This is a genomic window from Pseudomonas lalkuanensis, assembly GCF_008807375.1.
GTDB classification, from domain to species: domain Bacteria; phylum Pseudomonadota; class Gammaproteobacteria; order Pseudomonadales; family Pseudomonadaceae; genus Metapseudomonas; species Metapseudomonas lalkuanensis.
Map to the genome: position 1 here is coordinate 5,051,739 of NZ_CP043311.1, position 24,289 is coordinate 5,076,027.

Here is a 24,289-nt window from a genome sequence, read left to right on the forward strand (position 1 = left end):
TACTTGTGATGCTGATAATCAGTCGACTATCAGTCTTACCTCACAAGCACCCACACGAATTGCTTGATTCAGTTGTTAAAGAGCGTTTCGATCAAGTCTTTCGTCTCAACCGAGGCCGCGCATTCTACGCTAGCCATTCTTGCTGTCAAGCTGTTTTTCGAAATTTTCGTTTCTACTCAACCGCTTGCGTTTTGAGTCATTTCTTATCCAGGAACAACCCAACAGTGCCTTTCGGCGACCGCAGAAAGTTCATCTTTCGATGGCTTTCACTAATAGGCAAAGCCCCGGCATGCGCTGTGCATACCGGGGCTTTGGGATAGAAGCTTGACGATGACCTACTCTCACATGGAGAAGCTCCACACTACCATCGGCGATGCGTCGTTTCACTGCTGAGTTCGGGATGGGATCAGGTGGTTCCAACGCTCTATGGTCGTCAAGCAATTCGGTTGGGGCATCGTCTGGGACGCTACCCCGAATCAGGTATGTGACAGTCTGGCTTTGCGGTTCAGGCCAATTTTCGGTCTGTCGACTTCACCAGTCGCACCCACAATCACCAGATTGTTTGGGTGTTATATGGTCAAGCCTCACGGGCAATTAGTATTGGTTAGCTCAACGCCTCACAGCGCTTACACACCCAACCTATCAACGTCGTAGTCTTCGACGGCCCTTTAGGGGATTCAAGATCCCAGTGAGATCTCATCTTGAGGCGAGTTTCCCGCTTAGATGCTTTCAGCGGTTATCTCTTCCGAACATAGCTACCCGGCAATGCCACTGGCGTGACAACCGGAACACCAGAGGTTCGTCCACTCCGGTCCTCTCGTACTAGGAGCAGCCCCTCTCAAATCTCAAACGTCCACGGCAGATAGGGACCGAACTGTCTCACGACGTTCTAAACCCAGCTCGCGTACCACTTTAAATGGCGAACAGCCATACCCTTGGGACCGGCTTCAGCCCCAGGATGTGATGAGCCGACATCGAGGTGCCAAACACCGCCGTCGATATGAACTCTTGGGCGGTATCAGCCTGTTATCCCCGGAGTACCTTTTATCCGTTGAGCGATGGCCCTTCCATACAGAACCACCGGATCACTAAGACCTACTTTCGTACCTGCTCGACGTGTCTGTCTCGCAGTCAAGCGCGCTTTTGCCTTTATACTCTGCGACCGATTTCCGACCGGTCTGAGCGCACCTTCGTACTCCTCCGTTACTCTTTAGGAGGAGACCGCCCCAGTCAAACTGCCCACCATACACTGTCCTCGATCCGGATGACGGACCAGAGTTAGAACCTCAAGCATGCCAGGGTGGTATTTCAAGGATGGCTCCACGAGAACTGGCGTCCTCGCTTCAAAGCCTCCCACCTATCCTACACAAGCAGGCTCAAAGTCCAGTGCAAAGCTACAGTAAAGGTTCACGGGGTCTTTCCGTCTAGCCGCGGATACACTGCATCTTCACAGCGATTTCAATTTCACTGAGTCTCGGGTGGAGACAGCGCCGCCATCGTTACGCCATTCGTGCAGGTCGGAACTTACCCGACAAGGAATTTCGCTACCTTAGGACCGTTATAGTTACGGCCGCCGTTTACCGGGGCTTCGATCAAGAGCTTCGCTTGCGCTAACCCCATCAATTAACCTTCCGGCACCGGGCAGGCGTCACACCCTATACGTCCACTTTCGTGTTTGCAGAGTGCTGTGTTTTTAATAAACAGTCGCAGCGGCCTGGTATCTTCGACCGGCATGGGCTTACCGAGTAAATCGTTCACCCTCACCGGCGCACCTTCTCCCGAAGTTACGGTGCCATTTTGCCTAGTTCCTTCACCCGAGTTCTCTCAAGCGCCTTGGTATTCTCTACCCAACCACCTGTGTCGGTTTGGGGTACGGTTCCTAGTTACCTGAAGCTTAGAAGCTTTTCCTGGAAGCATGGCATCAACCACTTCGTGTTCTAGAAGAACACTCGTCATCAGCTCTCGGCCTTGAACACCCGGATTTGCCTAAGTGTTCGGCCTACCACCTTAAACTTGGACAACCAACGCCAAGCTGGCCTAGCCTTCTCCGTCCCTCCATCGCAGTAACTAGAAGTGCGGGAATATTAACCCGCTTCCCATCGACTACGCATTTCTGCCTCGCCTTAGGGGCCGACTCACCCTGCGTCGATTAACGTTGCGCAGGAACCCTTGGTCTTTCGGCGTGCGAGTTTTTCACTCGCATTGTCGTTACTCATGTCAGCATTCGCACTTCTGATACCTCCAGCAAGCTTCTCAACTCACCTTCACAGGCTTACAGAACGCTCCTCTACCGCTCGTCTTACGACGAACCCGTAGCTTCGGTGTCTAGTTTGAGCCCCGTTACATCTTCCGCGCAGGCCGACTCGACTAGTGAGCTATTACGCTTTCTTTAAAGGATGGCTGCTTCTAAGCCAACCTCCTAGCTGTCTAAGCCTTCCCACATCGTTTCCCACTTAACTAGAACTTTGGGACCTTAGCTGACGGTCTGGGTTGTTTCCCTTTTCACGACGGACGTTAGCACCCGCCGTGTGTCTCCCACGCTGACACTTCCAGGTATTCGGAGTTTGCATCGGTTTGGTAAGTCGGGATGACCCCCTAGCCGAAACAGTGCTCTACCCCCTGGAGTGATACGTGAGGCGCTACCTAAATAGCTTTCGAGGAGAACCAGCTATCTCCGAGCTTGATTAGCCTTTCACTCCGATCCACAGGTCATCCGCTAACTTTTCAACGGTAGTCGGTTCGGTCCTCCAGTCAGTGTTACCTAACCTTCAACCTGCCCATGGATAGATCGCCCGGTTTCGGGTCTATACCCAGCGACTAAACGCCCTATTAAGACTCGCTTTCGCTACGCCTCCCCTATACGGTTAAGCTCGCCACTGAATATAAGTCGCTGACCCATTATACAAAAGGTACGCAGTCACCTAACAAAGTAGGCTCCCACTGCTTGTACGCATACGGTTTCAGGTTCTATTTCACTCCCCTCTCCGGGGTTCTTTTCGCCTTTCCCTCACGGTACTGGTTCACTATCGGTCAGTCAGTAGTATTTAGCCTTGGAGGATGGTCCCCCCATATTCAGACAAAGTTTCACGTGCTCCGTCCTACTCGATTTCACTTCCTGGACCCTTTCGCGTACGGGGCTATCACCCACTATGGCCGCACTTTCCAGAGCGTTCCGCTAAAATCCAAGAAGCTTAAGGGCTAGTCCCCGTTCGCTCGCCACTACTAAGGGAATCTCGGTTGATTTCTGTTCCTCAGGGTACTTAGATGTTTCAGTTCCCCTGGTTCGCCTCTTGCACCTATGGATTCAGTACAAGATACCTAGGTTATCCTAGGTGGGTTCCCCCATTCAGAGATCTCCGGATCAAAGTCTGTTTGCCGACTCCCCGAAGCTTATCGCAGGCTACCACGTCTTTCATCGCCTCTGACTGCCAAGGCATCCACCGTATGCGCTTCTTCACTTGACCATATAACCCCAAGCAATCTGCCTGCGATCATAGGGGTGAAGACGACATTCGCCGAAAATTCGCGCTTGAACTCGCAAATTTTGCCTTGAATTATTGAGTGCAGTGAAACACCCAATAAGTCACTTCTATCACATACCCGAATTTTTAAAGAACGATTCTGAAACAAAGTTCAGAATTCAATATCCAACCACGGATATTCAATTCTGAGCTCTTGGTCTGCCTAACTGAGAGTGGTGGAGCCAAGGAGGATCGAACTCCTGACCTCCTGCGTGCAAAGCAGGCGCTCTCCCAGCTGAGCTATGGCCCCAATGTCAACCGGTCATTCGACCCCGCGACAATTGGTGGGTCTGGGCAGATTCGAACTGCCGACCTCACCCTTATCAGGGGTGCGCTCTAACCAACTGAGCTACAGACCCAATCGCCTTCGCAATTGAATCAAGCAATTCGTGTGGGAACTTATGAAGAAGCTGATGTCTTCGATTAAGGAGGTGATCCAGCCGCAGGTTCCCCTACGGCTACCTTGTTACGACTTCACCCCAGTCATGAATCACTCCGTGGTAACCGTCCCCCTTGCGGTTAGACTAGCTACTTCTGGAGCAACCCACTCCCATGGTGTGACGGGCGGTGTGTACAAGGCCCGGGAACGTATTCACCGTGACATTCTGATTCACGATTACTAGCGATTCCGACTTCACGCAGTCGAGTTGCAGACTGCGATCCGGACTACGATCGGTTTTATGGGATTAGCTCCACCTCGCGGCTTGGCAACCCTTTGTACCGACCATTGTAGCACGTGTGTAGCCCTGGCCGTAAGGGCCATGATGACTTGACGTCATCCCCACCTTCCTCCGGTTTGTCACCGGCAGTCTCCTTAGAGTGCCCACCCGAGGTGCTGGTAACTAAGGACAAGGGTTGCGCTCGTTACGGGACTTAACCCAACATCTCACGACACGAGCTGACGACAGCCATGCAGCACCTGTGTCTGAGTTCCCGAAGGCACCAATCCATCTCTGGAAAGTTCTCAGCATGTCAAGGCCAGGTAAGGTTCTTCGCGTTGCTTCGAATTAAACCACATGCTCCACCGCTTGTGCGGGCCCCCGTCAATTCATTTGAGTTTTAACCTTGCGGCCGTACTCCCCAGGCGGTCGACTTATCGCGTTAGCTGCGCCACTAAGATCTCAAGGATCCCAACGGCTAGTCGACATCGTTTACGGCGTGGACTACCAGGGTATCTAATCCTGTTTGCTCCCCACGCTTTCGCACCTCAGTGTCAGTATCAGTCCAGGTGGTCGCCTTCGCCACTGGTGTTCCTTCCTATATCTACGCATTTCACCGCTACACAGGAAATTCCACCACCCTCTACCGTACTCTAGCTCAGTAGTTTTGGAGGCAGTTCCCAGGTTGAGCCCGGGGATTTCACCTCCAACTTGCTGAACCACCTACGCGCGCTTTACGCCCAGTAATTCCGATTAACGCTTGCACCCTTCGTATTACCGCGGCTGCTGGCACGAAGTTAGCCGGTGCTTATTCTGTTGGTAACGTCAAAACAACCAGGTATTAACTAGCTGCCCTTCCTCCCAACTTAAAGTGCTTTACAATCCGAAGACCTTCTTCACACACGCGGCATGGCTGGATCAGGCTTTCGCCCATTGTCCAATATTCCCCACTGCTGCCTCCCGTAGGAGTCTGGACCGTGTCTCAGTTCCAGTGTGACTGATCATCCTCTCAGACCAGTTACGGATCGTCGCCTTGGTGAGCCTTTACCCCACCAACTAGCTAATCCGACCTAGGCTCATCTGATAGCGTGAGGTCCGAAGATCCCCCACTTTCTCCCGTAGGACGTATGCGGTATTAGCGTCCGTTTCCGAACGTTATCCCCCACTACCAGGCAGATTCCTAGGCATTACTCACCCGTCCGCCGCTCGCCGGCATCCCGAAGGACCCGCTGCCGCTCGACTTGCATGTGTTAGGCCTGCCGCCAGCGTTCAATCTGAGCCATGATCAAACTCTTCAGTTCAATACTGCTTGGGTTTTGAGAAAACCCTAAACTTGGCTCAGCAATCGCAAATAAACTCTCGAATTCACGAGTGTTACTTGTGATGCTGATAATCAGTCGACTATCAGTCTTACCTCACAAGCACCCACACGAATTGCTTGATTCAGTTGTTAAAGAGCGTTTCGATCAAGTCTTTCGTCTCAACCGAGGCCGCGCATTCTACGCTAGCCATTCTTGCTGTCAAGCTGTTTTTCGAAATTTTCGTTTCTACTCAACCGCTTGCGCTTCCGATCCGATTCACTCTTCTCGTCAGCGGGAGGCGCATTCTACAGCGTTACAACTTGCTGTCAACACCTCCGATTCAGCTTCATTCGCCAGCGGCGAACTTTTCGAAGCGGAACCTTCCAGTACACCCGCCAAACACTTAACTCATTGATCTACAAGGAGTTTTGCTTGACGACTGCGCCGGAAGTGGGGCGCATTATAGGGATGCAGAATCTGCCGTCAACACTAAATTGAAACTTTTTTGTCATCCCGCCTGAACAGCGCGAACCCCCTGGGCAGGTAACGCTCCACGATTGGAACTCGCAACAGAAGTAGCCCAATACCTGTAACGGCATAGCCGGACCATTCAGCCATGTCTGCCCGCACAACCCAAAGCATATGAAGTAAAGCGATCGCCAGGATGGCATACACCAGCCGATGCAATTGCTTCCAGCGCTTACCCAGGCGCCGGACGCTGAACCGATTCGAAGTTACCGCCAGGGCCAGCAACCCACAGAACCCCAGAGCACCTACGAATATGTAGGGACGCTTGCCCAGGTCAATCAGTAATTGCTGCATGTCCAGGCCCAGCAGAAAAACAGCGTACGCGCTGATATGCAGCATTACATAAGTGAAGCACCAGAGCCCTACTTGCCTGCGCACCGCAATCCACCCGCCCCAACCGGTCAGCTTCTGCAGCGGAGTCATGGACAAGGTGATGAGCAGCAACCAGAGCGCCCCCAGCCCCAGACGATCCACCAGAACCTTGCCCGGGTCCGGCCCGAGGGCAAATATCCAGGCTTGATAGAGCCACAGACCGACCGGGATCGGCGCCACGAGAAAGACGAACAGTCTCCAGAGTCTGAACCGCATCAGTAGTACTTCCTCAGATCCAGCCCGGTATAGAGGCTGGCCACTTCGTCATAGCCATTGAACATACGCGTCGGCACGATATTCGGACTGAACAGGCCACTGGGGAGGCGTCGTTCATGGGCCTGGCTCCAGCGGGGATGATCCACCTCAGGATTGACGTTCGAAAAGAAGCCATATTCCTCAGGTGCGATGGATTGCCATGTCGTAGGCGGTTGTTCACTGACCAGGCTGATACGCACGATGGACTTGATGCCCTTGAATCCATACTTCCAGGGCACCACCAGACGTAACGGCGCTCCGTTCTGGTTCGGTAGCACGCGACCATACATCCCCACAGCAAGAATCGTCAGCGGATGCATGGCCTCGTCCAGCCTGAGCCCTTCCACATAAGGCCAATCAATCAGGGAGAAACCAGACCGCACGCCAGCCATCTCCTCTGGAGCAAGACGAGTCTCGAAGCTGACGTACTTGGCTTTGCTCGTGGGCTCGACCCGCTTGAGCAACTCAGCCAAGGGGAAGCCCAGCCAGGGAATGACCATGGACCAGGCCTCGACGCAACGCAGCCTGTAGATGCGCTCTTCCAGCCCGTGGGGCCCGACCAGGTCCTCTATTGAGTAAGTACCCGGCTTGGCCACTTCACCATCGACTCGCACGGTCCAGGGTTCGACCTGCATCTTCTCCGCATAGCGCGCCGGGTCCCCTTTGTTGGTCCCGAACTCGTAGAAGTTGTTGTAGTGGGTCGCATCCTGAAACGGGGTGATCGACTCGTTCCCCGGCGTAACCGCCTGCCATCGGGTACTGGCGAGCTTCTCACTGAACCACGCGGGTGCCGGCGCTGGCTCGACATCCGGATAGGCCGACGCATCCTGGGCCTGACCAGGCAACGCAGCCACGGCCGCCAGGGTGCCGGCCGCACCGAGCAGTTGGCGACGGGAGAGGTAGATGGACTCGGGAGTGACTTCGCTCTCGCGGCACGCAGAGGAAGGGGGAATCTGGATCAGCATGGCGGCTCCGCAACTTGGGCAGGGATGCCCAGTAGACTGCGGAGCCGCGAGGAAATTACATCACTCGACCTGTTTGCGGCGACGCAGCTGGAGCAAGTATTGCACCGGGCCGGAAGCGGCGTAAGCCAGGAAGATCAGCAGAAGGATGCGCGGCGGGTCGCTGAACACCACGGCAAAGACCAGCACGACCACGAGAATGGCCACGAAGGGCACGCGCCCCTTCAGATCCAGATCCTTGAAGCTGTAGAACTTGATATTACTGACCATCAGCATGCCGGCCAGGGCGACCAGCAGGGCAACGATGAACGACATGTTCGAGCCCTTGATACCGAAGTCGCTGAACGCCCAGACGGTACCGGCCACTACGCCTGCGGCAGCCGGACTGGCAAGGCCGATGAAGTAGCGCTTGTCCACCTTGCCGATCTGGGTATTGAAACGCGCCAGACGCAGTGCGGCGCCTGCGACATAGATGAAGGCGACGGTCAGACCTACGCTGCCCAAGCCACTCAAGGCCCATTCGAAAGCCAGCAGGGCCGGCGCAACGCCAAAGGCGACCATGTCCGACAGCGAGTCGTACTCGGCACCGAAAGCGCTTTGGGTATTGGTGAGTCGAGCAACGCGGCCGTCGAGGCTATCCAGCACCATGGCAACGAAAACGGTAGCGGCGGCCACCGAGAAGTTGCCGTTCATGGCATTGACGATGGCATAGAAGCCGGCAAACAGATTAGCGGTGGTGAAGAGGTTGGGCAGCAGGTAGATGCCGCGGTGGCGAACCTTGCGCCCATCGGCGTCCTGGCCTTCCTCGACATGCTCGTCGATAGGCAACAGGCTCTCGCCCTCGGTGGGCTGATTCGGCTCTTCGGGACGGTCACTCATGAACAACATCCTTGCAACGAATACGATTTGTGGTGGGCGACACGCGGGATGCAGCGCCCGGCAGACAGGCTTTATACCAGAACCCTGCCGCCATAACGAAAGAACGCGGCCGGGGCCGCGTTCTTTCTGGATCGGAAAAGACCTTAGTTCTTGGTCTTGTCGACGATCTTGTTGGCGGAGATCCACGGCATCATCGCACGCAGACGCTCACCAACCTGCTCGATCGGGTGAGCAGCGTTGTTGCGGCGGTAGGCGGTCATCGAAGCGTAGTTCGAGGCACCTTCCTGGATGAACATCTTGGCGTACTCGCCGTCCTGGATGCGCTTCAGAGCGTTGCGCATGGCCTGACGGGATTCGGCGTTGATGACCTCCGGACCGGTTACGTACTCACCGTACTCGGCGTTGTTGGAGATCGAGTAGTTCATGTTGGCGATGCCGCCTTCGTACATCAGGTCGACGATCAGCTTCAGCTCGTGCAGGCACTCGAAGTAGGCCATTTCCGGCGCGTAGCCGGCTTCGACCAGGGTTTCGAAACCGGCTTTCACCAGCTCGACGCAACCACCGCACAGAACAGCCTGCTCACCGAACAGGTCGGTTTCAGTCTCGTCCTTGAAGGTGGTTTCGATGATGCCGGTACGGCCGCCGCCCACGCCGCAGGCGTAGGACAGGGCTACGTTCTTGGCGTTGCCGGAAGCGTCCTGGTAAACGGCTACCAGGTCCGGAATGCCGCCGCCCTTGACGAACTCGGAACGTACGGTGTGGCCCGGGGCTTTCGGCGCGATCATGATCACGTCGAGGTCAGCGCGCGGTACGACCTGGTTGTAGTGGATGGCGAAGCCGTGGGCGAAGGCCAGGGTGGCCCCCTTCTTCAGGTTCGGTTCGACTTCTTCCTTGTACAGCTTGGACTGGAACTCGTCCGGAGTCAGGATCATCACCAGGTCAGCAGCGGCAACGGCTTCCGGCACGCTCTTGACGGTCAGGCCATGGGCCTGGGCCTTGGCGACGGTGGCGGAACCCGGACGCAGGCCAACGGTCACGTCCACACCGGAATCTTTCAGGTTGCACGCGTGGGCGTGGCCCTGGGAACCGTAACCGATGATGGCAACTTTCTTGCCCTGGATGATCGAGAGGTCACAGTCTTTGTCGTAATAAACTTTCATGTTCCTGACTCTTTTATAACGAAAGGGATGGGGTGCGCGCACCGCGACAAGGGCACATTAAGCGATCTGATCCATTGCGTAAAATGATATATTCGCAACGCAATGTGCCGATATGAGAAACGCTCGTGGACAGCCACTCCCTCAAGCTCTTTCTATCCCTGGCAGACAACCTGCACTTCGGCAAAACCAGCCGCGAGCAGCATGTCAGCCCCTCAGCGCTCAGTCGCAGCATCAAGCAACTCGAGGACGAACTCGGCGCACCACTGTTCGTGCGTGACAGTCGCTCGGTTCAGCTGACCCGTGAGGGGCAGCAGTTCCGCGAATACGCGAGCGAGGCCATGAGCGGCTGGCATGCGATCCGCCAACGACTCATGCAGGACCAATTGGACCTGCACGGCGAACTCTCCCTGTATTGCTCGGTGACGGCGAGCTACAGCTTCCTCTACGACATCCTGAGCAGCTTCCGCCTGGACTACCCCCGCATCGAAATGAAGCTGCACACCGGCGACCCCGCAAAGGCCGTCGAACGAGTGCAGCAAGGGCTGGAGGATCTTGCCATCGGCGCCCGGCCCGACAACCTGCCAGCCGGCGTCGAATTCCAGTCGATTACCCGCTCTGAGCTGCGCTTCATCGGCCCACAGTCACCTCAACTGCTGACTGAAGAGCAACGGAGGCAGCCTACGGCGCAGAGCTGGAAGGACGTGCCGATGATTCTCTCGGAAGAAGGCCTGGCCCGGACCCGGACCGACCGCTGGCTGAAAAGCCACGGCATCAAGCCCCGCATCTATGCCCAGGTGAGCGGCAACGAGGCCATCGTCAGCATGGTGAGCCTGGGGTTCGGTATCGGCGTGGTTCCGCAGATCGTGCTCGACAACAGCCCGCTGACCGCACGCATCCGCATCTACGATATCCAGCCGCCATTGGCCGCCTACGACATCGGCCTGTTCGCCCTGGAAAAACGCCTCAAGGACCCACTGATCGCAGCCTTCTGGAATCGCCGCCAGTAAGATCCGGGCGAAAAAAACCCCGCACCGGGCGGGGTTTTTCATGACAGCGATCAGATCGTCAGCACTTTGTCGCCACGGGATATCCCGGTGACGCCACTGCGCACGGTTTCCAGGATCGAACTGGTGCCGATGGCCTGGATGAAGCTGTCCAGCTTGTCACTGGTACCCGCCAGTTGGATCGTGTAGACGCTGGAGGTCACGTCGACGATCTGGCCACGGAAGATGTCGGTGGTGCGCTTGACCTCGGCGCGCTGGGCGCCGGTGGCCTTCACCTTGACCAGCATCAGTTCACGCTCGATATGAGCGCTTTCCGACAGGTTCACCAGCTTCACCACTTCGATCAGCTTGTTGAGGTTCTTGGTGATCTGCTCGATCACTTCATCGTGGCCGACGGTGGTCAGCGTCAGACGCGACAGGGTCGGGTCCTCGGTCGGAGCAACGGTCAGGCTTTCGATGTTGTAGTTGCGCTGGGAGAACAGACCAACGACGCGGGACAGGGCGCCCGGCTCGTTTTCCAGCAGCAGGGAAATAATGTGTCGCATGTTCAGGTCCGCTCCGTCTTGCTCAGCCACATGTCGCGCATGGCGCCATCCCGAATCTGCATCGGGTAGACGTGTTCGCTGGAGTCGACCTGGATATCGAGGAACACCAGGCGATTTTTCAGCGAGAACGCCTCTTCCATCTTCACCTTCAGATCCTTCGGATCAGTCACGCGAATGCCGACGTGGCCATAGGCTTCGGCCAGCTTGACGAAATCAGGCAGCGATTCCATGTAGGAGTGCGAGTAACGGCTGTTGTACTGCATGTCCTGCCATTGGCGGACCATGCCGAGCGCACCGTTGTTCAGGTTGACGATCTTCACCGGCAGGTCGTATTGCAGGCAGGTGGACAGCTCCTGGATGTTCATCTGGATGCTGCCTTCGCCAGTCACGCAAGCGACGTCGGCTTCCGGGAAGCTCAGTTTGATGCCCATCGCCGCCGGGAAACCGAAGCCCATGGTGCCCAGGCCACCGGAGTTGATCCAGCGATTGGGCTTGTTGAAGCGGTAGTACTGCGCCGCGAACATCTGGTGCTGGCCCACGTCGGAGGTGATGTAGGCATCGCCCTTGGTCACTTCCCAGAGGGTCTCGATCACGCTCTGCGGCTTGATGATGCTGCCGTCGCCCTTGTCGTAGGGGAACAGGTTGCCACCGGCGCGCCATTCATCGATCTGCTTCCACCAGGCCGCGACGGTTTCCTTGTTCAGGGTCTCGCCGATTTCCTTGAGGATGGCGACCATTTCGGACAGCACGCTGTCCACCGGGCCAACGATCGGGATGTCGGCCTTGATGGTCTTGGAGATCGACGCGGGGTCGATGTCGATGTGAATGATCTTCGCGTTCGGGCAGAACTTGGCGGCACCGTTGATGACGCGGTCATCGAAGCGCGCGCCAACGGCCAGGATCACATCGCAATGGTGCATCGCCAGGTTGGCGGTGTAGCTGCCGTGCATGCCGAGCATGCCGACGAACTGGCGGTCGGTACCCGGGAACGCGCCAAGGCCCATCAGGGTGTTGGTCACCGGCAGGTTGAGCATCTTGGCCAGCTCGGTGAGCTGCTCGGATGCGTTGCCCATGATCACGCCACCGCCGGAGTACATGATCGGACGCTTGGCGGCCAGCAGCATCTCGGCAGCCTTGCGGATCTGGCCGGAGTGGCCACGGACCGCGGGGCTGTAGGAGCGCAGCTTGACCTTCTTCGGGTAGCTGTATTCGAACTTCTGGGTCGGGTCGCCCATGTCCTTCGGAATGTCGACGACAACCGGGCCGGGGCGGCCGGACTGGGCGATGTAGAACGCCTTCTTGATCACCTCGGGGATTTCCGAGGGATGCTTGATGATGAAGCTGTGCTTCACGATCGGGCGGGAGATACCGACCATGTCGGTTTCCTGGAAGGCATCGGTGCCGACCATGTTGCTCGGCACCTGGCCGGACAGGATCACCATCGGGATGGAGTCCATGTAGGCGGTGGCGATGCCGGTGATGGCGTTGGTCGCGCCGGGGCCGGAAGTCACCAGCACCACACCAGGCTTGCCGGTGGCGCGGGCGTAGCCGTCGGCCATGTGGGTAGCAGCCTGCTCATGACGGACCAGGATGTGGGTCACATCGTTTTCTTTGAACAGGGCATCGTAGATGTGCAGGAGGGCACCACCCGGGTACCCATAGATGTACTTAACGCCTTCGTCACGCAGCGAACGGACGACCATTTCAGCGCCAGATAAGAGCTCCACGTTTTTCACCTCTAGAACGCCAGATAACCGCCCGCGACCGGACGGCCTGAATAGGTTTGCCTGCAATCAGCGCGTGAGCGACTGGTGGTCGCCGACTACGTCAGCTACTGACTGAACAAGCATCGGGTCGGCCCCTGAGAGTTGTTGCGGGGCTTTCCCACCCAGCGCGAGGTAACGCGTTGCGGGTGTTACAGGTCGGCGCGGGTGTGCACCTCATCGACTACTACAGCTTCCGACTTGCGGCCGGCCCACTGGAATAGCGAACCCTGGATTCTTCGGATTAGCACGAGACAAGTCAAGTAATCCGTTGCGGAATCTTGCATGGATTGCTGTGACGCGACGCAGAATCAGGGTCGACCGCTTTTGGTTATAGTTAACCGAGGATTCACCGCCACTTGAAGGAAACAGCATGCATCGCATGATTTTCGCCGGCAGCCTGTTGCTGGCACTGGCCACGACTGCCATGGCCGGCCAAGTCTACAAATGGGTCGATGCCCAGGGCGTCACCCACTTCGGCGCACAACCGCCGGATGGCCAGGAAGCCACGAGCGTGAATACCTCCATACCGAAGCCGCGCCCCAGCCTGCCGCTCCTGGACAGCGAAATCGAACAGCAGCAGGCGCAGCAACCAGCGAGCAAGCCGGTAGGCGACCAGAAGTCCATCGACGAGAAAGTGAAGGCGGAAGTTGCAACCCAGGAAGCGGAACGTCGCAAGTACTGCGACACCATCCGTACCAGCCTGGCACAACTGCAGAACAACCCGCGGCTGCGCGCAGAAGTGAACGGGGAAGTGCGTCGCCTGAGTGAAGAAGAGCGGCAATCCCGGATCAAGGATGCCGAAAAGGCGATCAGCGAGAACTGCAACTGAGGCGTCGCCTCAGTTCGCTCCACCTATCAGCCGGTCGAATGCTCCCAGGGCGTCGAGCAGCCGGCCCACTTCGCTGAGTTGCTCCCGGTAGACCTCCTCCGCCATTGCGCGGATACCTGACGCGTGAGGCAGTTCCAGGTCGTTCTCCAGGATGACCTTCATGCGCGGCAGGAAGATCCACTGCAGCCACTGCTCGAATGCCAGGGTGTCTACGCAGAAAGGTGCCTGGCTGGCCAGGGCAGCATCACCGGGCGATACCTCATCCCACCAGCCAAGACTGCGCAGCTCCTGCTCGATCAGCAGGAGCTGGTCGGCGACGTTGACGCAACGCGGGTCCATTACAGATTGACCTTGGCTTTTTCACGAGCCAGTGCAGCACCAGAGGGATCGCCCTGGCGGTCGCGGGAACGCGCGATCAGATCCCACAGGCTGGCCTGCAGGGCCGGACGGCCACTGGAGTAGGTCAGCGCGCGGCGAGCGAATTGCTCGGCCTGGGCTGCATCGCCCTGGGCCATACGCACTTCGGCCAGACGATAGAGCACCTGTGGTTCGCGCGGCGCGATGCGCTGAGCACGCTCCAGGCTCGCTGCCGCACCATTCAGATCACCGCCACCCTGCTGTTGCTGGGCGGTGGTCAGCAGCGCCAGGACCGGACCATCGAGTTGCTCGTCAGCCGCCAGGCCGCCCGCATTGTTCGGGATGCCGCTCGGAGCGCTAGGTGTCGGCGCGCTGTAGCTGGGAACGCTGTAATTGCTGGAACCATAGCTGGGTGCGCTGGGGGCTGTGGCAGCCGGACCTCCGGTAATGGGGCCAGGGGTAATCCCGCCGCTGGTGATGCTGCCGCTGATAGGCGCACTGGATGCCGGTGCAGCGATGGGCGCGCCGGAGCTGGCGCCCGGCACCATCACCACCACGCCGGAATCTTCGGGAATGCTGCGCGGCGCGGCAGGCGCCGGACTATGGCCACCGCGGTTGGAACCGCCCTGCTCAAGTTCGGACAAGGGCGCGCCGGAATCGACCACGGGAATGGCGCCCCGCTGCGGGGTGGCGCAACCGGCCAGCAGAGCGGCTGCCGCAAGAGCGGGAATCCAGGCTTTACTCACGTTTCATCCTCTCGGTTCATTGCATCCAACCGCGAACCCAGTCCATCACCGAATCCACGGGGGCTCCCAGGCCGCAAGGCGCGCCAGGGACGGGTTCGCTGCCACGAATGTAGGGCATCTGGACCGCACCGGGGCAGCTCGGGTCGGATCCCTGGCCACTGTGCGGGTCAATCCATGCTTGCACCACGTTGTCCGGCATCGGCATGTCCAGCGGCAGAGGGTCAGCCTTGCGCATGAAGCTGGTCCAGACCTGCAGCGCACCGGTTGCCCCGGTCAGCGGCGTCTTGCCGTTATCATCGCGCCCCAGCCAGACCACCGCCAGCAGATCCTGGCTGAAGCCGGCAAACCAGCTGTCCCGCGAATCGTTGGTGGTACCGGTCTTGCCCGCCAGGGTCAGGGACGAGGGCAACTGACTGTACACCGACCGCGCAGTACCTTCGCGCATCACTCGCTGCATCGCGTTCTGCACCAGGTAGATGGAGCCCGGATCGAAGCGTTGCTGGATCTGGAACGGGTAGCGCTTGAGCGGTTCACCCTCGGCAGTCAGCACACTTCGAATTGCCCGCAGCGGTGTGTTGAATCCGCCGTTGGCCAGGGTCTGGTACATGGTCGCCACTTCCATCGGGCTCAGCGCGCCGGCGCCCAGGAGCATCGAGGGATAAGCCGGCCACTCGCGGGAAACACCCAGTCTCTCAAGGGTTTTGAGCACATTGGGCACGCCCAGTTCCAGACCGAGCTTGGCAGTCGACAGGTTGTAGGAATTCGCCAGTCCCTGGTACAGGTAAATGGTGCCGTGGGCGCGGCGATCGTAGTTCTGCGGACGCCATACCTGGCCGTCCTGCCCTTTCACCGAGAAGGGTTCGTCTGCGACCCAACTGGTCAGGGTGTACTGGCTCGGGCGTTCCAGGGCGGTGAGGTAGACGGCCGGTTTGATCAGCGAACCGATGGGGCGAACGGCATCCACCGCACGGTTGAAGCCGGCGAAGCGCGGCTGGCGGCTGCCGATCAGCGCCTGGATTTCGCCGGTTTCAGGGTTGCTCACGACCATGGCGGACTCCACCTGATCGACACCCTTGCGCCCTTCCAGGCGTTTCAGGGTCTCGTTCAGCGAAGTTTCTGCCTTGGACTGCAGGATCGGATCGAAACTGGTGAAGATCCGCAGGCCTTCCTCGGTCAGGTCTTCTTCGCGGTAGTCCTCGCGCAACTGGCGCTTCACCAGATCGAGGAAGGCCGGGTAGGAACTGTCCGCCAGACTGCCGCGCTTGCTCACGCCGAGGGGCTTCGCCTTGGCTGCGACCGCTTCGGCAGGCGTGATCACGCTCTGCTCGGCGAGCAGATCGATCACCAGGTTGCGGCGTTCCAGCGCACGCTCCGGGAATCGACGCGGGTTGTAGTAGGAAGGCCCCTTGACCATGCCTACCAGCAACGCAATCTGCTCCACCTTCAATTCGGCCAGGGGCTGACCGAAGAAGTACTGGCTGGCAAGGCCGAAGCCGTGAATGGCGCGCTGGCCGTCCTGACCGAGGAACACCTCGTTGAGGTACGCCTCGAGGATTTCACGCTTGTCGTAATGCAGCTCCAGCAGCACGGCCATCATGGCTTCGGTGGCCTTGCGGGAGATGCTGCGCTCGCTGGTCAGGTAGAAGTTCTTCACCAGCTGCTGGGTCAGGGTACTGCCGCCCTGGCGCAGTTCACCGGCGGTGGCGTTGACCCAGAACGCTCGGGCGATGGACTTGATGGACACACCGTGGTGATTGAAGAACTCGCGGTCTTCAGTCGCCACCAGGGTTTCCACCAGGTAGGCCGGCACCTGATCCAGCTTGATCAGCACACGGTCTTCATGATGGGCGGGATAGAGACCACCGATCAGCAGCGGTTCGAGGCGCGCGACCGCCAGGTCCGCGCCACTGGCCTGGTTCAGGCCGGCAACGAAGTCACCGGAGAAACGCACGCGCACACGCTGGGCCGGCTCGGCGCCCTCATAGAACTGGAAGCCACGGGTATTCAGCTCGACGGTACTGCCCGACACCGAAGCGGCGCCCGGACCGTTGGACAGGCTTTCACGGCGATAGCCCAGGGCGTCCAGCTCCTTCAGGAAGTCGTCCTTGGACAGTTTCAGGCCGACGAACAGCTCCAACGGACGCGCGTAGACCTTGGCCGGCACCGTCCAGCGCTTGCCGGAGAATTTCTCCTGCACCACGGCGTCGAGATAGATGGCGAAACCGGCCAGAATCACCAGGCCTACCAGGCCCAGTTTGAAAGCCCAGCCCAACCATGGGCGAAGGCTGCTGGAACGGCGTTTTGAGCGGGATTTGGGAGAGCGGGGACGTGTCATGGCGGCGCATTATACGCACTTTATCCACAGCCAACAGACACGCCCTGACGGTTTGCAGGGCGCCGCACAGAGGCGATAATGCCGGGCTTACACAGCTACCGAACAAGGAACGCCCGTGAGCCAGTCCCTGATAGCCGCCCTGCAGAATCCCGCCCTCTACCCCCATGCGGTGGAAGGGTTCCAGGTGATCGAGACGCACATCTCCTGGGTGCTGCTGACCGGCAGCTACGTATATAAGGTGAAGAAGCCCGTGAACTTCGGCTTCCTCGATTTCACCAATCTGGAAGACCGCAGGCATTTCTGCGAAGAGGAACTACGCCTCAACCAGCGCCTGACCCGCGACCTCTACCTGGAAGTCCTGCCGATCACCGGCAGCGTCGAGGCCCCACAGATCGGCGGCGAAGGCCCGGCCATCGAGTACGTGCTGAAGATGCGCCAGTTTCCCCAGGAGAACCTGCTCAGCGCCATGCAGGCCCGCGGCGAGCTGACCCCGGCGCATATCGACGCCCTCGCCGGGCAGATCGCCAGCTTCCATCTGGCCGCCCCGAAAGTGGCCGTCGAGCACCCTCTGGGTACCCCTGATGCGGTGATGATGCCGGTCCGCCAGAACTTCGAGCAGATCCGCCCGCTGCTGAGCGACAAAGCCGACCTGCAACAACTGGACGCCCTGGAAGCCTGGGCCGTGAGCAGCCACGAACGCCTCAAGCCGCTGCTGGCGCGACGCAAGCAGGAAGGCTTCATCCGTGAATGCCACGGTGACATCCACCTGGGCAACGCCACGCTGATCGACGGCGAGGTCGTGATCTTCGACTGCATAGAATTCAACGAGCCCTTCCGCTTCACCGACGTCTACGCCGATACCGCCTTCATCGCCATGGACCTGGAAGATCGCGGCCTCAAGTCCCTCTCCCGCCGCCTGGTCAGCCAGTACCTGGAGTACACCGGCGACTATGAGGGCCTGGAGCTGCTCAACTTCTACAAGGCCTATCGCGCCCTGGTCCGCGCCAAGATCGCGCTGTTCAGCCTGGCCCACCAGCCCGACGCGGTACAGAAGGCCGCCACGCTTCGCCAGTACCGCAACTACGCCGGGCTGGCGGAAAGCTACAGCGCCATCCCCTCGCCGTTCCTGGCCATTACCAGCGGCGTATCCGCCTCGGGCAAGAGCCATGTGGCGCTGCGCCTGGTGGAGGCCCTCGGCGCCATCCGCCTGCGCTCGGACGTCGAACGCAAGCGCCTGTTCGGCGAACAGCAGCAGGGCAAGGAGGGCCTGCAGAGCGGCATCTATAGCACCGATGCCAGTTCCGCCACTTACGAGCACCTGAACCAGCTGGCGCGTATTGCCCTGCACGCCGGCTTCCCCGTGGTCATCGACGCTACCTTCCTCAAGCAGGACCAGCGCACGGCCGCACGCAAGGTCGCCGAGGAGACCGGTACGCCGTTCCTGATCCTCGACTGCCACGCACCGGAAGCGGTGATTGAGTCCTGGCTGGCCCAACGCCAGGCCGAAGGCAGCGATCCGTCCGACGCCACCATGGAAGTGGTACGCGCGCAGCTGGCCAGCCGCGAACCCCTGGATGCGAACGAGCAGGCGCAAAGCAAACGCATCGATACCGATCAGGCCGCCAGCCTCGACGGCCTTGTGGAGCTCATCCGCCAGCATCTGCCGGGCGTCTGACCCTCCCGCACCGCGCCGGGCAACATCCGGCGCGGCTTCTATACTGCCGGCTGAGTCGCCTTCGCCGTGCAGCAGGCTCTTCTCCAACGATTGCCGACTTCCCGCCGGTCATTGGCACCGCAGCCCGAAAGAAGCGACCCGCCCTATCGTCAGCAGTGATCGTTATCCGTGCAGGAAGCGCACGAGGATTGAGCGATAGCACAAGGCCAGGCATCACGAATGGCCGCTACACTTATCCACAGCCCTGCCCCTCTCGCGCCCAATCCATCGCAAGGAGGCTCGATGAACGACGAACTGCAACACATGAAGAACCTGGGCAAGACTTCAGCACAGTGGCTGCACGCCGTCGGCATCCACAGTGCCTCCGACTTGCGCCGCCTCGGTGCGGTCGGCGCCTACAAGGCTGTTCGGGCAAGGGGGTTCAGGGCCTCGAAAGTGCTGCTCTACGCTATCGAGGGGGCCCTTCTGGACATTCACTGGAATGACCTGCCCCCCGGCCACAAGGCAGAGCTGAACCACCAACTGGACACTCCAGGCGCCAACAACAAGAGCTAGCTCACAACCTCCGCCAAGAGAGATTTACGAGCCAGGCGAAGCTCCCTATTGTTTCAGGGACCTTCGTGTGCGACGCCATTCCAGTCAGTTCAAGGAATTTCTGCCATGTACCTACTCGGGGAGCAACCGGCCTACGCCGACCAGCTGATCAACAGACTGCAGAGCATCCCCGGGCAGTTGCTCGACGGGCTGGAACCGAGCGGCCCCGCGCTGCGGCTGGAGCAGGTCGAGGACCTGGCGCCGATGCTGCCGGGAAACCAGTTGTTCCTGATCGAGAATGGCCTGATCCACGCCATCGTCGACGAACGCCCCCTCTTCTACCTGCAAGAAGGCGACCTGATCGGGCTGCGTCAGGGCATTGACCTGCCCTCCTGCCGCTACAGCAGCGACGAACCCATCAGCCTGCTTCCGTTCAGCCGCACTGAAGTGTTCAAGCACATCTATGGCCACGAGAAACGCCAGGAGCTGTTCATCCAGTACCTGGTAGGCCATACCGCCCTGCTATCGGATGCCGTGGCCCGACTGAAACAGCCTGACGTTCGCCCCTCCACCGGCTTCCAGCACTTCTCCGCCGGCGAAGAACTGATTCACCAGGGCGACGAAGCCGACCACGTGTTCATCATCATCGAAGGCCACGCCGAGGCTTACGTCGATGGGCAGAAGGTGGGCGACGTGCAGAAGGACGAAATCTTCGGCGCCATGGCCGTGTTCACCCGTGAGCGGCGCAGCGCCACGGTGGTGGCCAGCGAGGCCTGCACCGTGATGGTGATCCCCAAGGAGCAGTTCCTCAGCCTGATGCAGAGCAACCCGCGCATCGCCCACAGCCTCATCGAAAGCATGGCGCGCCGCATCGATCTGCTGAACAAGGAAGTCACCCAGTTGCGCCTGTCGCCCGAACGGGCCTGACCGCAGCATCAAACCCGATAAAGAAACCCCCGGCACAAAGCCGGGGGTTTCTGCTTTCAGGCATCGCGCAACAGGGCGTGAAGAAATCTCCGAATCTGCGCTTGACTCGAAAATGAGAATTGTTATTATTCTCGCAACTGGTCGCGAGATCAGCCGGTAAGCTGGGAGACCAAGCAGTCGGACTCTTCAGATTATCTCCTCATCAGGCTAATCACGGTTTTGGACCCGGCAATCTGCCGGGTCTTTTTTTTGCCCGCGATTTCTGCTCCCGAACCTCAGCGCGCCGGCGCCATCCGCTTGAGCATGTCGGCGCAGTGATCGATGGGCGGCAGCGCCGCGGTGTACCAGACGAAGTCGGCCGCGCCCCGCTCCACCGGCTTGCCCACCTCCGACAGGATCAGCACCGCGCTGCCATCAGGCTGGCCCAGGTCCGCCAGATGCAGGGGCACGCCCAGGTCGCGACGCACATGATAGGCCCCGGCGAACAGCATGGCCGGGCCGGGAGCCGTCAGAAGCCGCCCGGCCATGTGCCGGTCACGTTGCTGCTGCACCGCCAGCATCGCCGGCATCTGGGATTCCGGCAGCAGCCCGCAGTGGGATTCACGAATCTGCTCCAGCAACGGCCCGCGTACCGCATCGGCGGTGGAGAGCTCGCCCTGTAACACCGGAGGTTCCTTGTAGATGCGCTTGATCTCGCTGCGGTCGAGGTTGGCAGCCAGCAGCGGGTACGGCTGCACCAGCGCATGGCGGACGATCGGGCCGTACAGGTCCCAGTCCCAGCTCTTCTGCCACGCCAGCGCTTGCGGCAGCTCAGCCGGCAGCGGCGCCTGGCGCACGGCATCCACCTTGGCCTGTTGCTCGGGGTCGAGCATTTCCAGCAGCAGGCTGCCCTGGTCGCGACGGGATTCCAGTGCCTGCAGCAACCACAGCTGCAAGGCATGGTGATCCGGGTTGTCGTGCTGCTCACCGACCAGTATCCGCGGCTGGACGGCGAGCCGGTCGAGCAGTTGTTCCGGCGTCAGTCGTTCGCCCGTGCGCAGGTCAAGGATTACGCCCAGGTCCGCACTATCGCGGCCCTCGGGGCTCTGCCAGGCCGGTACCGGCGGCAAGCTCTGGCAGGCGGCCAGCAAGCCGCAGATGAAAAGCAGGAAAACACGCATGGAGGTTCCTTGTTCGATTCAGCGAGCGATGATCAGGGGATGACCCCGCTCCGGGTGGCGCTGCACCAGCACCTCCAGGCCGAAAACGGCCTTGAGGGGTTCAGCCTGGAGCACCTTCTCCGGCGCCCCCAACAGATGTGGGCGGCCATCGGCGAGCAACAGCAGGCGGTCGCAGTAGCGCGCCGCCAGGTTCAGGTCATGGAGGATTACCAGCACCGCCACGCCGCGATCGGCGAAAGCGCGCACGGCTTGCAGGGTGGTGTGCTGGTGCAACGGATCAAGTGCCGAGGTGGGCTCGTCCAGCAGCAGAATCTGCCCAGCGCTGCCCGGCCAGAGCTGCGCCAGCACCCGCGCCAGATGTACCCTCTGGCGCTCGCCACCGGAGAGCGCCAGGTAGCTGCGGCCCGCCAGGTGACTGGCGTCCGCCGCCTGGAGGGCCTCGGCGACCACCTCGGCGTCTCGTTCCCGGCCAGTATCGTGAGGCATGCGCCCCATGGCCACGACCTCTTCGACGCGAAATGCGAAGTTCAGGGTGGAACTTTGCGGCAGCACCGCCACGCGCCGCGCGCGCTGCGGCCCACTCCAGTCGGCCAGCGCCCGTCCATCCAGGCTGACCTCCCCAGCTGCAGCCGACACCTCGCCGCAAAGGGCACCGAGCAGCGTGCTCTTGCCCGCGCCATTGGGGCCGAGCACGCCGAGCACCTCCCCGGGCAGCAGTTCCAGGTCGACGCCCGCAAGCACCCGCTTGCCACTCCGCAGCACGTCCAGTTGTTTCACGCGCAGCATCAAGGACGGCCTCGCACCAGCAGATAAAGGAAGAACGGCGCACCAATCAGTGCCGTGACGATACCGATGGGCAGTTCGGCCGGTGCCAGCACCAGGCGCGCCGCCAGATCCGCCAGCAACATCAGGCTGCCCCCGGCCAGGGCCGAAGCCGGCAACAGGACCCGATGATCCGGCCCGGCGACCAGGCGAACCAGGTGCGGTACTACAAGGCCAATGAAACCAATCAATCCAGCCGCCGCCACCGCCGCGCCCACACCGAGAGCCGTGCAGAACACCAGCTCGCGTTTCAGGCGTTCCACATCGAAACCCAGGTGACGGGCTTCGGATTCGCCCAGCAGCAGGGCGTTCAACGCCTTGGCCCGACGCGGCAGCCAGCAGACTACGAACAGCGTGACGATCAGCAACGGCCAGAGCCGCGAGTAGCTCGCACCATTGAGGCTGCCCATGTTCCAGAAGGTCAGGCTGCGCAGGGTGGCGTCATCGGCGAGGTAAGTGAGCAGGCCGATCACCGCGCCGGCCAGCGCAGTCAGGGCAATGCCGGCGAGCAGCATGGTGGCCACGCTGGTCTGGCCATCGCGACGCCCGAGGCGATAGACCAGCAAGGTCACGCCCAGACCGCCGGCAAAGGCGCAGACGGACAACAGGTAGGGCGCGAACGCATCCGGCAGGCCGCCCAGTGCGGCTCCTCCGACGATGGCAGCGGCACCACCCAGGGCGGCCCCACTGGACACGCCCACCAGCCCCGGGTCGGCCAGGGGATTGCGGAACAGGCCCTGCATGGCGACACCGGACAGCGCCAGCACCGCCCCCACCGCCAGCCCCAGCAGAGTGCGCGGCAGGCGGATCTGCCCGACGATCAGCTCGGCCTGTTCCAGCCCCTCTCCGGAAAATGGCAGGCCGGCCAGCCGCATCGCCGCGCGCAGGGTCTCGCCCAGCGGCAGGCTCACCGGCCCCAGCGCCAGGGACAGCCAGAGCGCCAGCAGCAGCAGGACGCCCAGGAAGATGAACAATGGGCGCGAATGAAGGGAAGCAGTCATGGCTGGCTCGGGGCTTTCTCGATCAAGGCAGGTGCCGAAGGATAGAGCGCGGCGGACAGCGCGGCCATGCCGTCAGGCACACGCGGCCCCAACCCGCCCACCAGCAGGGTCGGGTCCAGGCTGAGCAGGCGCCCCTCACGGGCGGCACGAGTAGAGGCCAGGACCGGGTTCTGCTTGAGCAGCGCCTCACGCGCGGCATCACCATCCAGGCGGCGATCGGCAATGACCACCACATCGGGGTCGAGCGCCGCCAGCGCTTCGTTGGAAATGGCCTTGTAGCCCTGGTGATCGGTCAGGATTTGCCCACCGGCACGCTCGATCAGCCAGGCAGCCGCTGTGTCCTTGCCAGCCGCCAGCGGACTGCTGCCGGAATGGCCGAGCAGGAACAGCACCCCGGGTGCCTTCTGCCTCTGCTGCACCTTGGCCACCCACTCGGCCTGGCGCTTCAGGCGCAGGCCATACTCGGCGAAGGCCTGGTCGGCACGTGCCTCGGCACCGAGCAAGACACCGATCAGCTTGAGGTTCCTTTCCAGGGTGGGCAGATCAGGGGTGGAAGCCAGCCGCTCGATCCGCACCCCGGCCGCGGCGATCTGCGCCAGCACCGGCGGCGGCCCCATTTCCTCCGTCCCGACCAGGATCTCCGGGCGCAGCGAGAGAATGCCTTCCGCCGCCAGTTGTCGCTGGTAGCCGATGCTGGGCAGGGCCTTCAACGATTCGGGGTGCTGGCTGGTGGTATCCACGCCCACCAGCTTGTCCTGCCCACCCAGGGCAACCACCCATTCACTGAGCGAACCGCCGGCGCTGACCCAGCGCTGGGGCAGGGATTCCGCCACAGCCGCCTGGTGGAAGAACAGAATGCCGGCGCAGAGGCTGGCCAGCCTGACCACTGGATGCATCGAAAACAACTCCATCGCTGAATGCGGGAAGAGCCAACGCCCCGTGCTGACAGGG

18 protein-coding genes, 2 tRNA genes and 3 rRNA genes are annotated in these 24,289 nt (G+C 60.4%); 5 read left to right on the plus strand and 18 right to left on the minus strand.

What is annotated here, in order from left to right; genetic code table 11:
- Positions 1–322: 322 nt before the first annotated feature.
- From rrf to ilvC, 9 genes are all read right to left on the minus strand, one after another.
- Positions 323–438: ribosomal RNA gene (rrf, locus tag FXN65_RS23445) — 5S ribosomal RNA — on the minus strand.
- 135 nt (positions 439–573) lie between these two features.
- Positions 574–3,464 (minus strand): 23S ribosomal RNA (locus tag FXN65_RS23450).
- 231 nt (positions 3,465–3,695) lie between these two features.
- Positions 3,696–3,771, minus strand: a tRNA-Ala gene (locus tag FXN65_RS23455).
- A gap of 32 nt (positions 3,772–3,803) precedes the next feature.
- Positions 3,804–3,880: transfer RNA gene (locus FXN65_RS23460), tRNA-Ile, on the minus strand.
- A gap of 65 nt (positions 3,881–3,945) precedes the next feature.
- Positions 3,946–5,481: ribosomal RNA gene (locus FXN65_RS23465) — 16S ribosomal RNA — on the minus strand.
- The 16S, 23S and 5S rRNA genes sit together here with 2 tRNA genes alongside, the layout of an rRNA operon.
- Positions 5,482–5,970: 489 nt before the next feature.
- Entirely contained in the window at positions 5,971–6,597 is a 627-nt protein-coding gene (gene msrQ, locus FXN65_RS23475; RefSeq protein ID WP_151136908.1) for a protein-methionine-sulfoxide reductase heme-binding subunit MsrQ, read from the minus strand.
- A complete protein-coding gene (gene msrP / locus FXN65_RS23480) occupies positions 6,597–7,601 on the minus strand; it encodes a protein-methionine-sulfoxide reductase catalytic subunit MsrP (protein WP_151136910.1) in 1,005 nt (334 codons plus the stop codon). The genes msrQ and msrP overlap by 1 nt, the downstream gene beginning before the upstream one ends.
- Positions 7,602–7,661: 60 nt before the next feature.
- On the minus strand, positions 7,662–8,477 hold the full coding sequence (gene pssA, locus FXN65_RS23485) for a CDP-diacylglycerol--serine O-phosphatidyltransferase (protein WP_151136912.1): 816 nt from the start codon (positions 8,475–8,477) through the stop codon (positions 7,662–7,664).
- Positions 8,478–8,620: 143 nt separating this feature from the next.
- Entirely contained in the window at positions 8,621–9,637 is a 1,017-nt protein-coding gene (gene ilvC, locus FXN65_RS23490; RefSeq protein WP_044874116.1) for a ketol-acid reductoisomerase, read from the minus strand.
- Between the two features lie 125 nt (positions 9,638–9,762).
- On the opposite strand from ilvC, the gene ilvY reads away from it, so the two are divergent.
- Positions 9,763–10,644, plus strand: a complete 882-nt coding sequence (gene ilvY / locus FXN65_RS23495) for an HTH-type transcriptional activator IlvY (protein WP_151136914.1) — start codon at positions 9,763–9,765, stop codon at positions 10,642–10,644.
- A 50-nt stretch (positions 10,645–10,694) separates the two neighbouring features.
- Here ilvY and ilvN read toward each other — a convergent pair whose 3' ends face one another.
- Positions 10,695–11,186, minus strand: a complete 492-nt coding sequence (ilvN, locus tag FXN65_RS23500; RefSeq protein WP_151136916.1) for an acetolactate synthase small subunit — start codon at positions 11,184–11,186, stop codon at positions 10,695–10,697.
- 2 nt (positions 11,187–11,188) lie between these two features.
- The gene (locus tag FXN65_RS23505) at positions 11,189–12,913 is read right to left on the minus strand and encodes an acetolactate synthase 3 large subunit (protein WP_151136918.1); all 1,725 of its coding nucleotides are present in this window, start codon (positions 12,911–12,913) and stop codon (positions 11,189–11,191) included.
- Between the two features lie 409 nt (positions 12,914–13,322).
- Here FXN65_RS23505 and FXN65_RS23510 point away from each other — a divergent pair, with 409 nt between their 5' ends.
- Positions 13,323–13,781, plus strand: a complete 459-nt coding sequence (locus tag FXN65_RS23510) for a DUF4124 domain-containing protein (protein WP_151136920.1) — start codon at positions 13,323–13,325, stop codon at positions 13,779–13,781.
- 9 nt (positions 13,782–13,790) lie between these two features.
- On the opposite strand, the gene FXN65_RS23515 is transcribed toward FXN65_RS23510, so the two are convergent.
- From FXN65_RS23515 to mrcB, 3 genes are read right to left on the minus strand one after another with little or no spacing between them, the layout of a single operon-like run.
- The gene (locus tag FXN65_RS23515) at positions 13,791–14,120 is read right to left on the minus strand and encodes a YqcC family protein (protein ID WP_151136922.1); all 330 of its coding nucleotides are present in this window, start codon (positions 14,118–14,120) and stop codon (positions 13,791–13,793) included.
- Positions 14,120–14,884 carry a tetratricopeptide repeat protein gene (locus FXN65_RS23520; RefSeq protein ID WP_151136924.1) on the minus strand — a complete coding sequence of 255 codons (765 nt, stop codon included), beginning with the start codon at positions 14,882–14,884 and terminating at the stop codon, positions 14,120–14,122. The genes FXN65_RS23515 and FXN65_RS23520 overlap by 1 nt, the downstream gene beginning before the upstream one ends.
- A 16-nt stretch (positions 14,885–14,900) precedes the next feature.
- Positions 14,901–17,219, minus strand: coding sequence for a penicillin-binding protein 1B (mrcB, locus tag FXN65_RS23525; RefSeq protein ID WP_151136926.1), 2,319 nt, complete (start codon positions 17,217–17,219; stop codon positions 14,901–14,903).
- A 115-nt stretch (positions 17,220–17,334) separates the two neighbouring features.
- Here mrcB and FXN65_RS23530 point away from each other — a divergent pair, with 115 nt between their 5' ends.
- The 3 genes from FXN65_RS23530 (at position 17,335) to FXN65_RS23540 (ending at position 20,355) form a co-directional block, all read left to right on the plus strand.
- Positions 17,335–18,894 (plus strand): bifunctional aminoglycoside phosphotransferase/ATP-binding protein, encoded by a 1,560-nt coding sequence (locus FXN65_RS23530; protein WP_151136928.1) that lies wholly within the window; start codon positions 17,335–17,337, stop codon positions 18,892–18,894.
- Between the two features lie 282 nt (positions 18,895–19,176).
- Positions 19,177–19,449 carry a TfoX/Sxy family protein gene (locus FXN65_RS23535; protein WP_151136930.1) on the plus strand — a complete coding sequence of 91 codons (273 nt, stop codon included), beginning with the start codon at positions 19,177–19,179 and terminating at the stop codon, positions 19,447–19,449.
- Between the two features lie 105 nt (positions 19,450–19,554).
- A complete protein-coding gene (locus tag FXN65_RS23540; RefSeq protein ID WP_151136932.1) occupies positions 19,555–20,355 on the plus strand; it encodes a cyclic nucleotide-binding domain-containing protein in 801 nt (266 codons plus the stop codon).
- 275 nt (positions 20,356–20,630) lie between these two features.
- Here the strand turns inward: FXN65_RS23540 and FXN65_RS23545 are convergent, their stop codons facing one another.
- Genes FXN65_RS23545 through FXN65_RS23560 form a run of 4 tightly spaced genes read right to left on the minus strand, consistent with a single transcriptional unit; the run spans position 20,631 to position 24,234 of the window.
- The gene (locus FXN65_RS23545; protein ID WP_151136934.1) at positions 20,631–21,515 is read right to left on the minus strand and encodes a ChaN family lipoprotein; all 885 of its coding nucleotides are present in this window, start codon (positions 21,513–21,515) and stop codon (positions 20,631–20,633) included.
- Positions 21,516–21,533: 18 nt separating this feature from the next.
- Entirely contained in the window at positions 21,534–22,301 is a 768-nt protein-coding gene (locus FXN65_RS23550) for a heme ABC transporter ATP-binding protein (protein WP_151136936.1), read from the minus strand.
- Positions 22,301–23,338, minus strand: coding sequence for a FecCD family ABC transporter permease (locus tag FXN65_RS23555; RefSeq protein WP_151136937.1), 1,038 nt, complete (start codon positions 23,336–23,338; stop codon positions 22,301–22,303). The genes FXN65_RS23550 and FXN65_RS23555 overlap by 1 nt, the downstream gene beginning before the upstream one ends.
- Positions 23,335–24,234, minus strand: a complete 900-nt coding sequence (locus tag FXN65_RS23560) for a heme/hemin ABC transporter substrate-binding protein (RefSeq protein WP_151136939.1) — start codon at positions 24,232–24,234, stop codon at positions 23,335–23,337. The genes FXN65_RS23555 and FXN65_RS23560 overlap by 4 nt, the downstream gene beginning before the upstream one ends.
- Positions 24,235–24,289 lie beyond the last annotated feature (55 nt).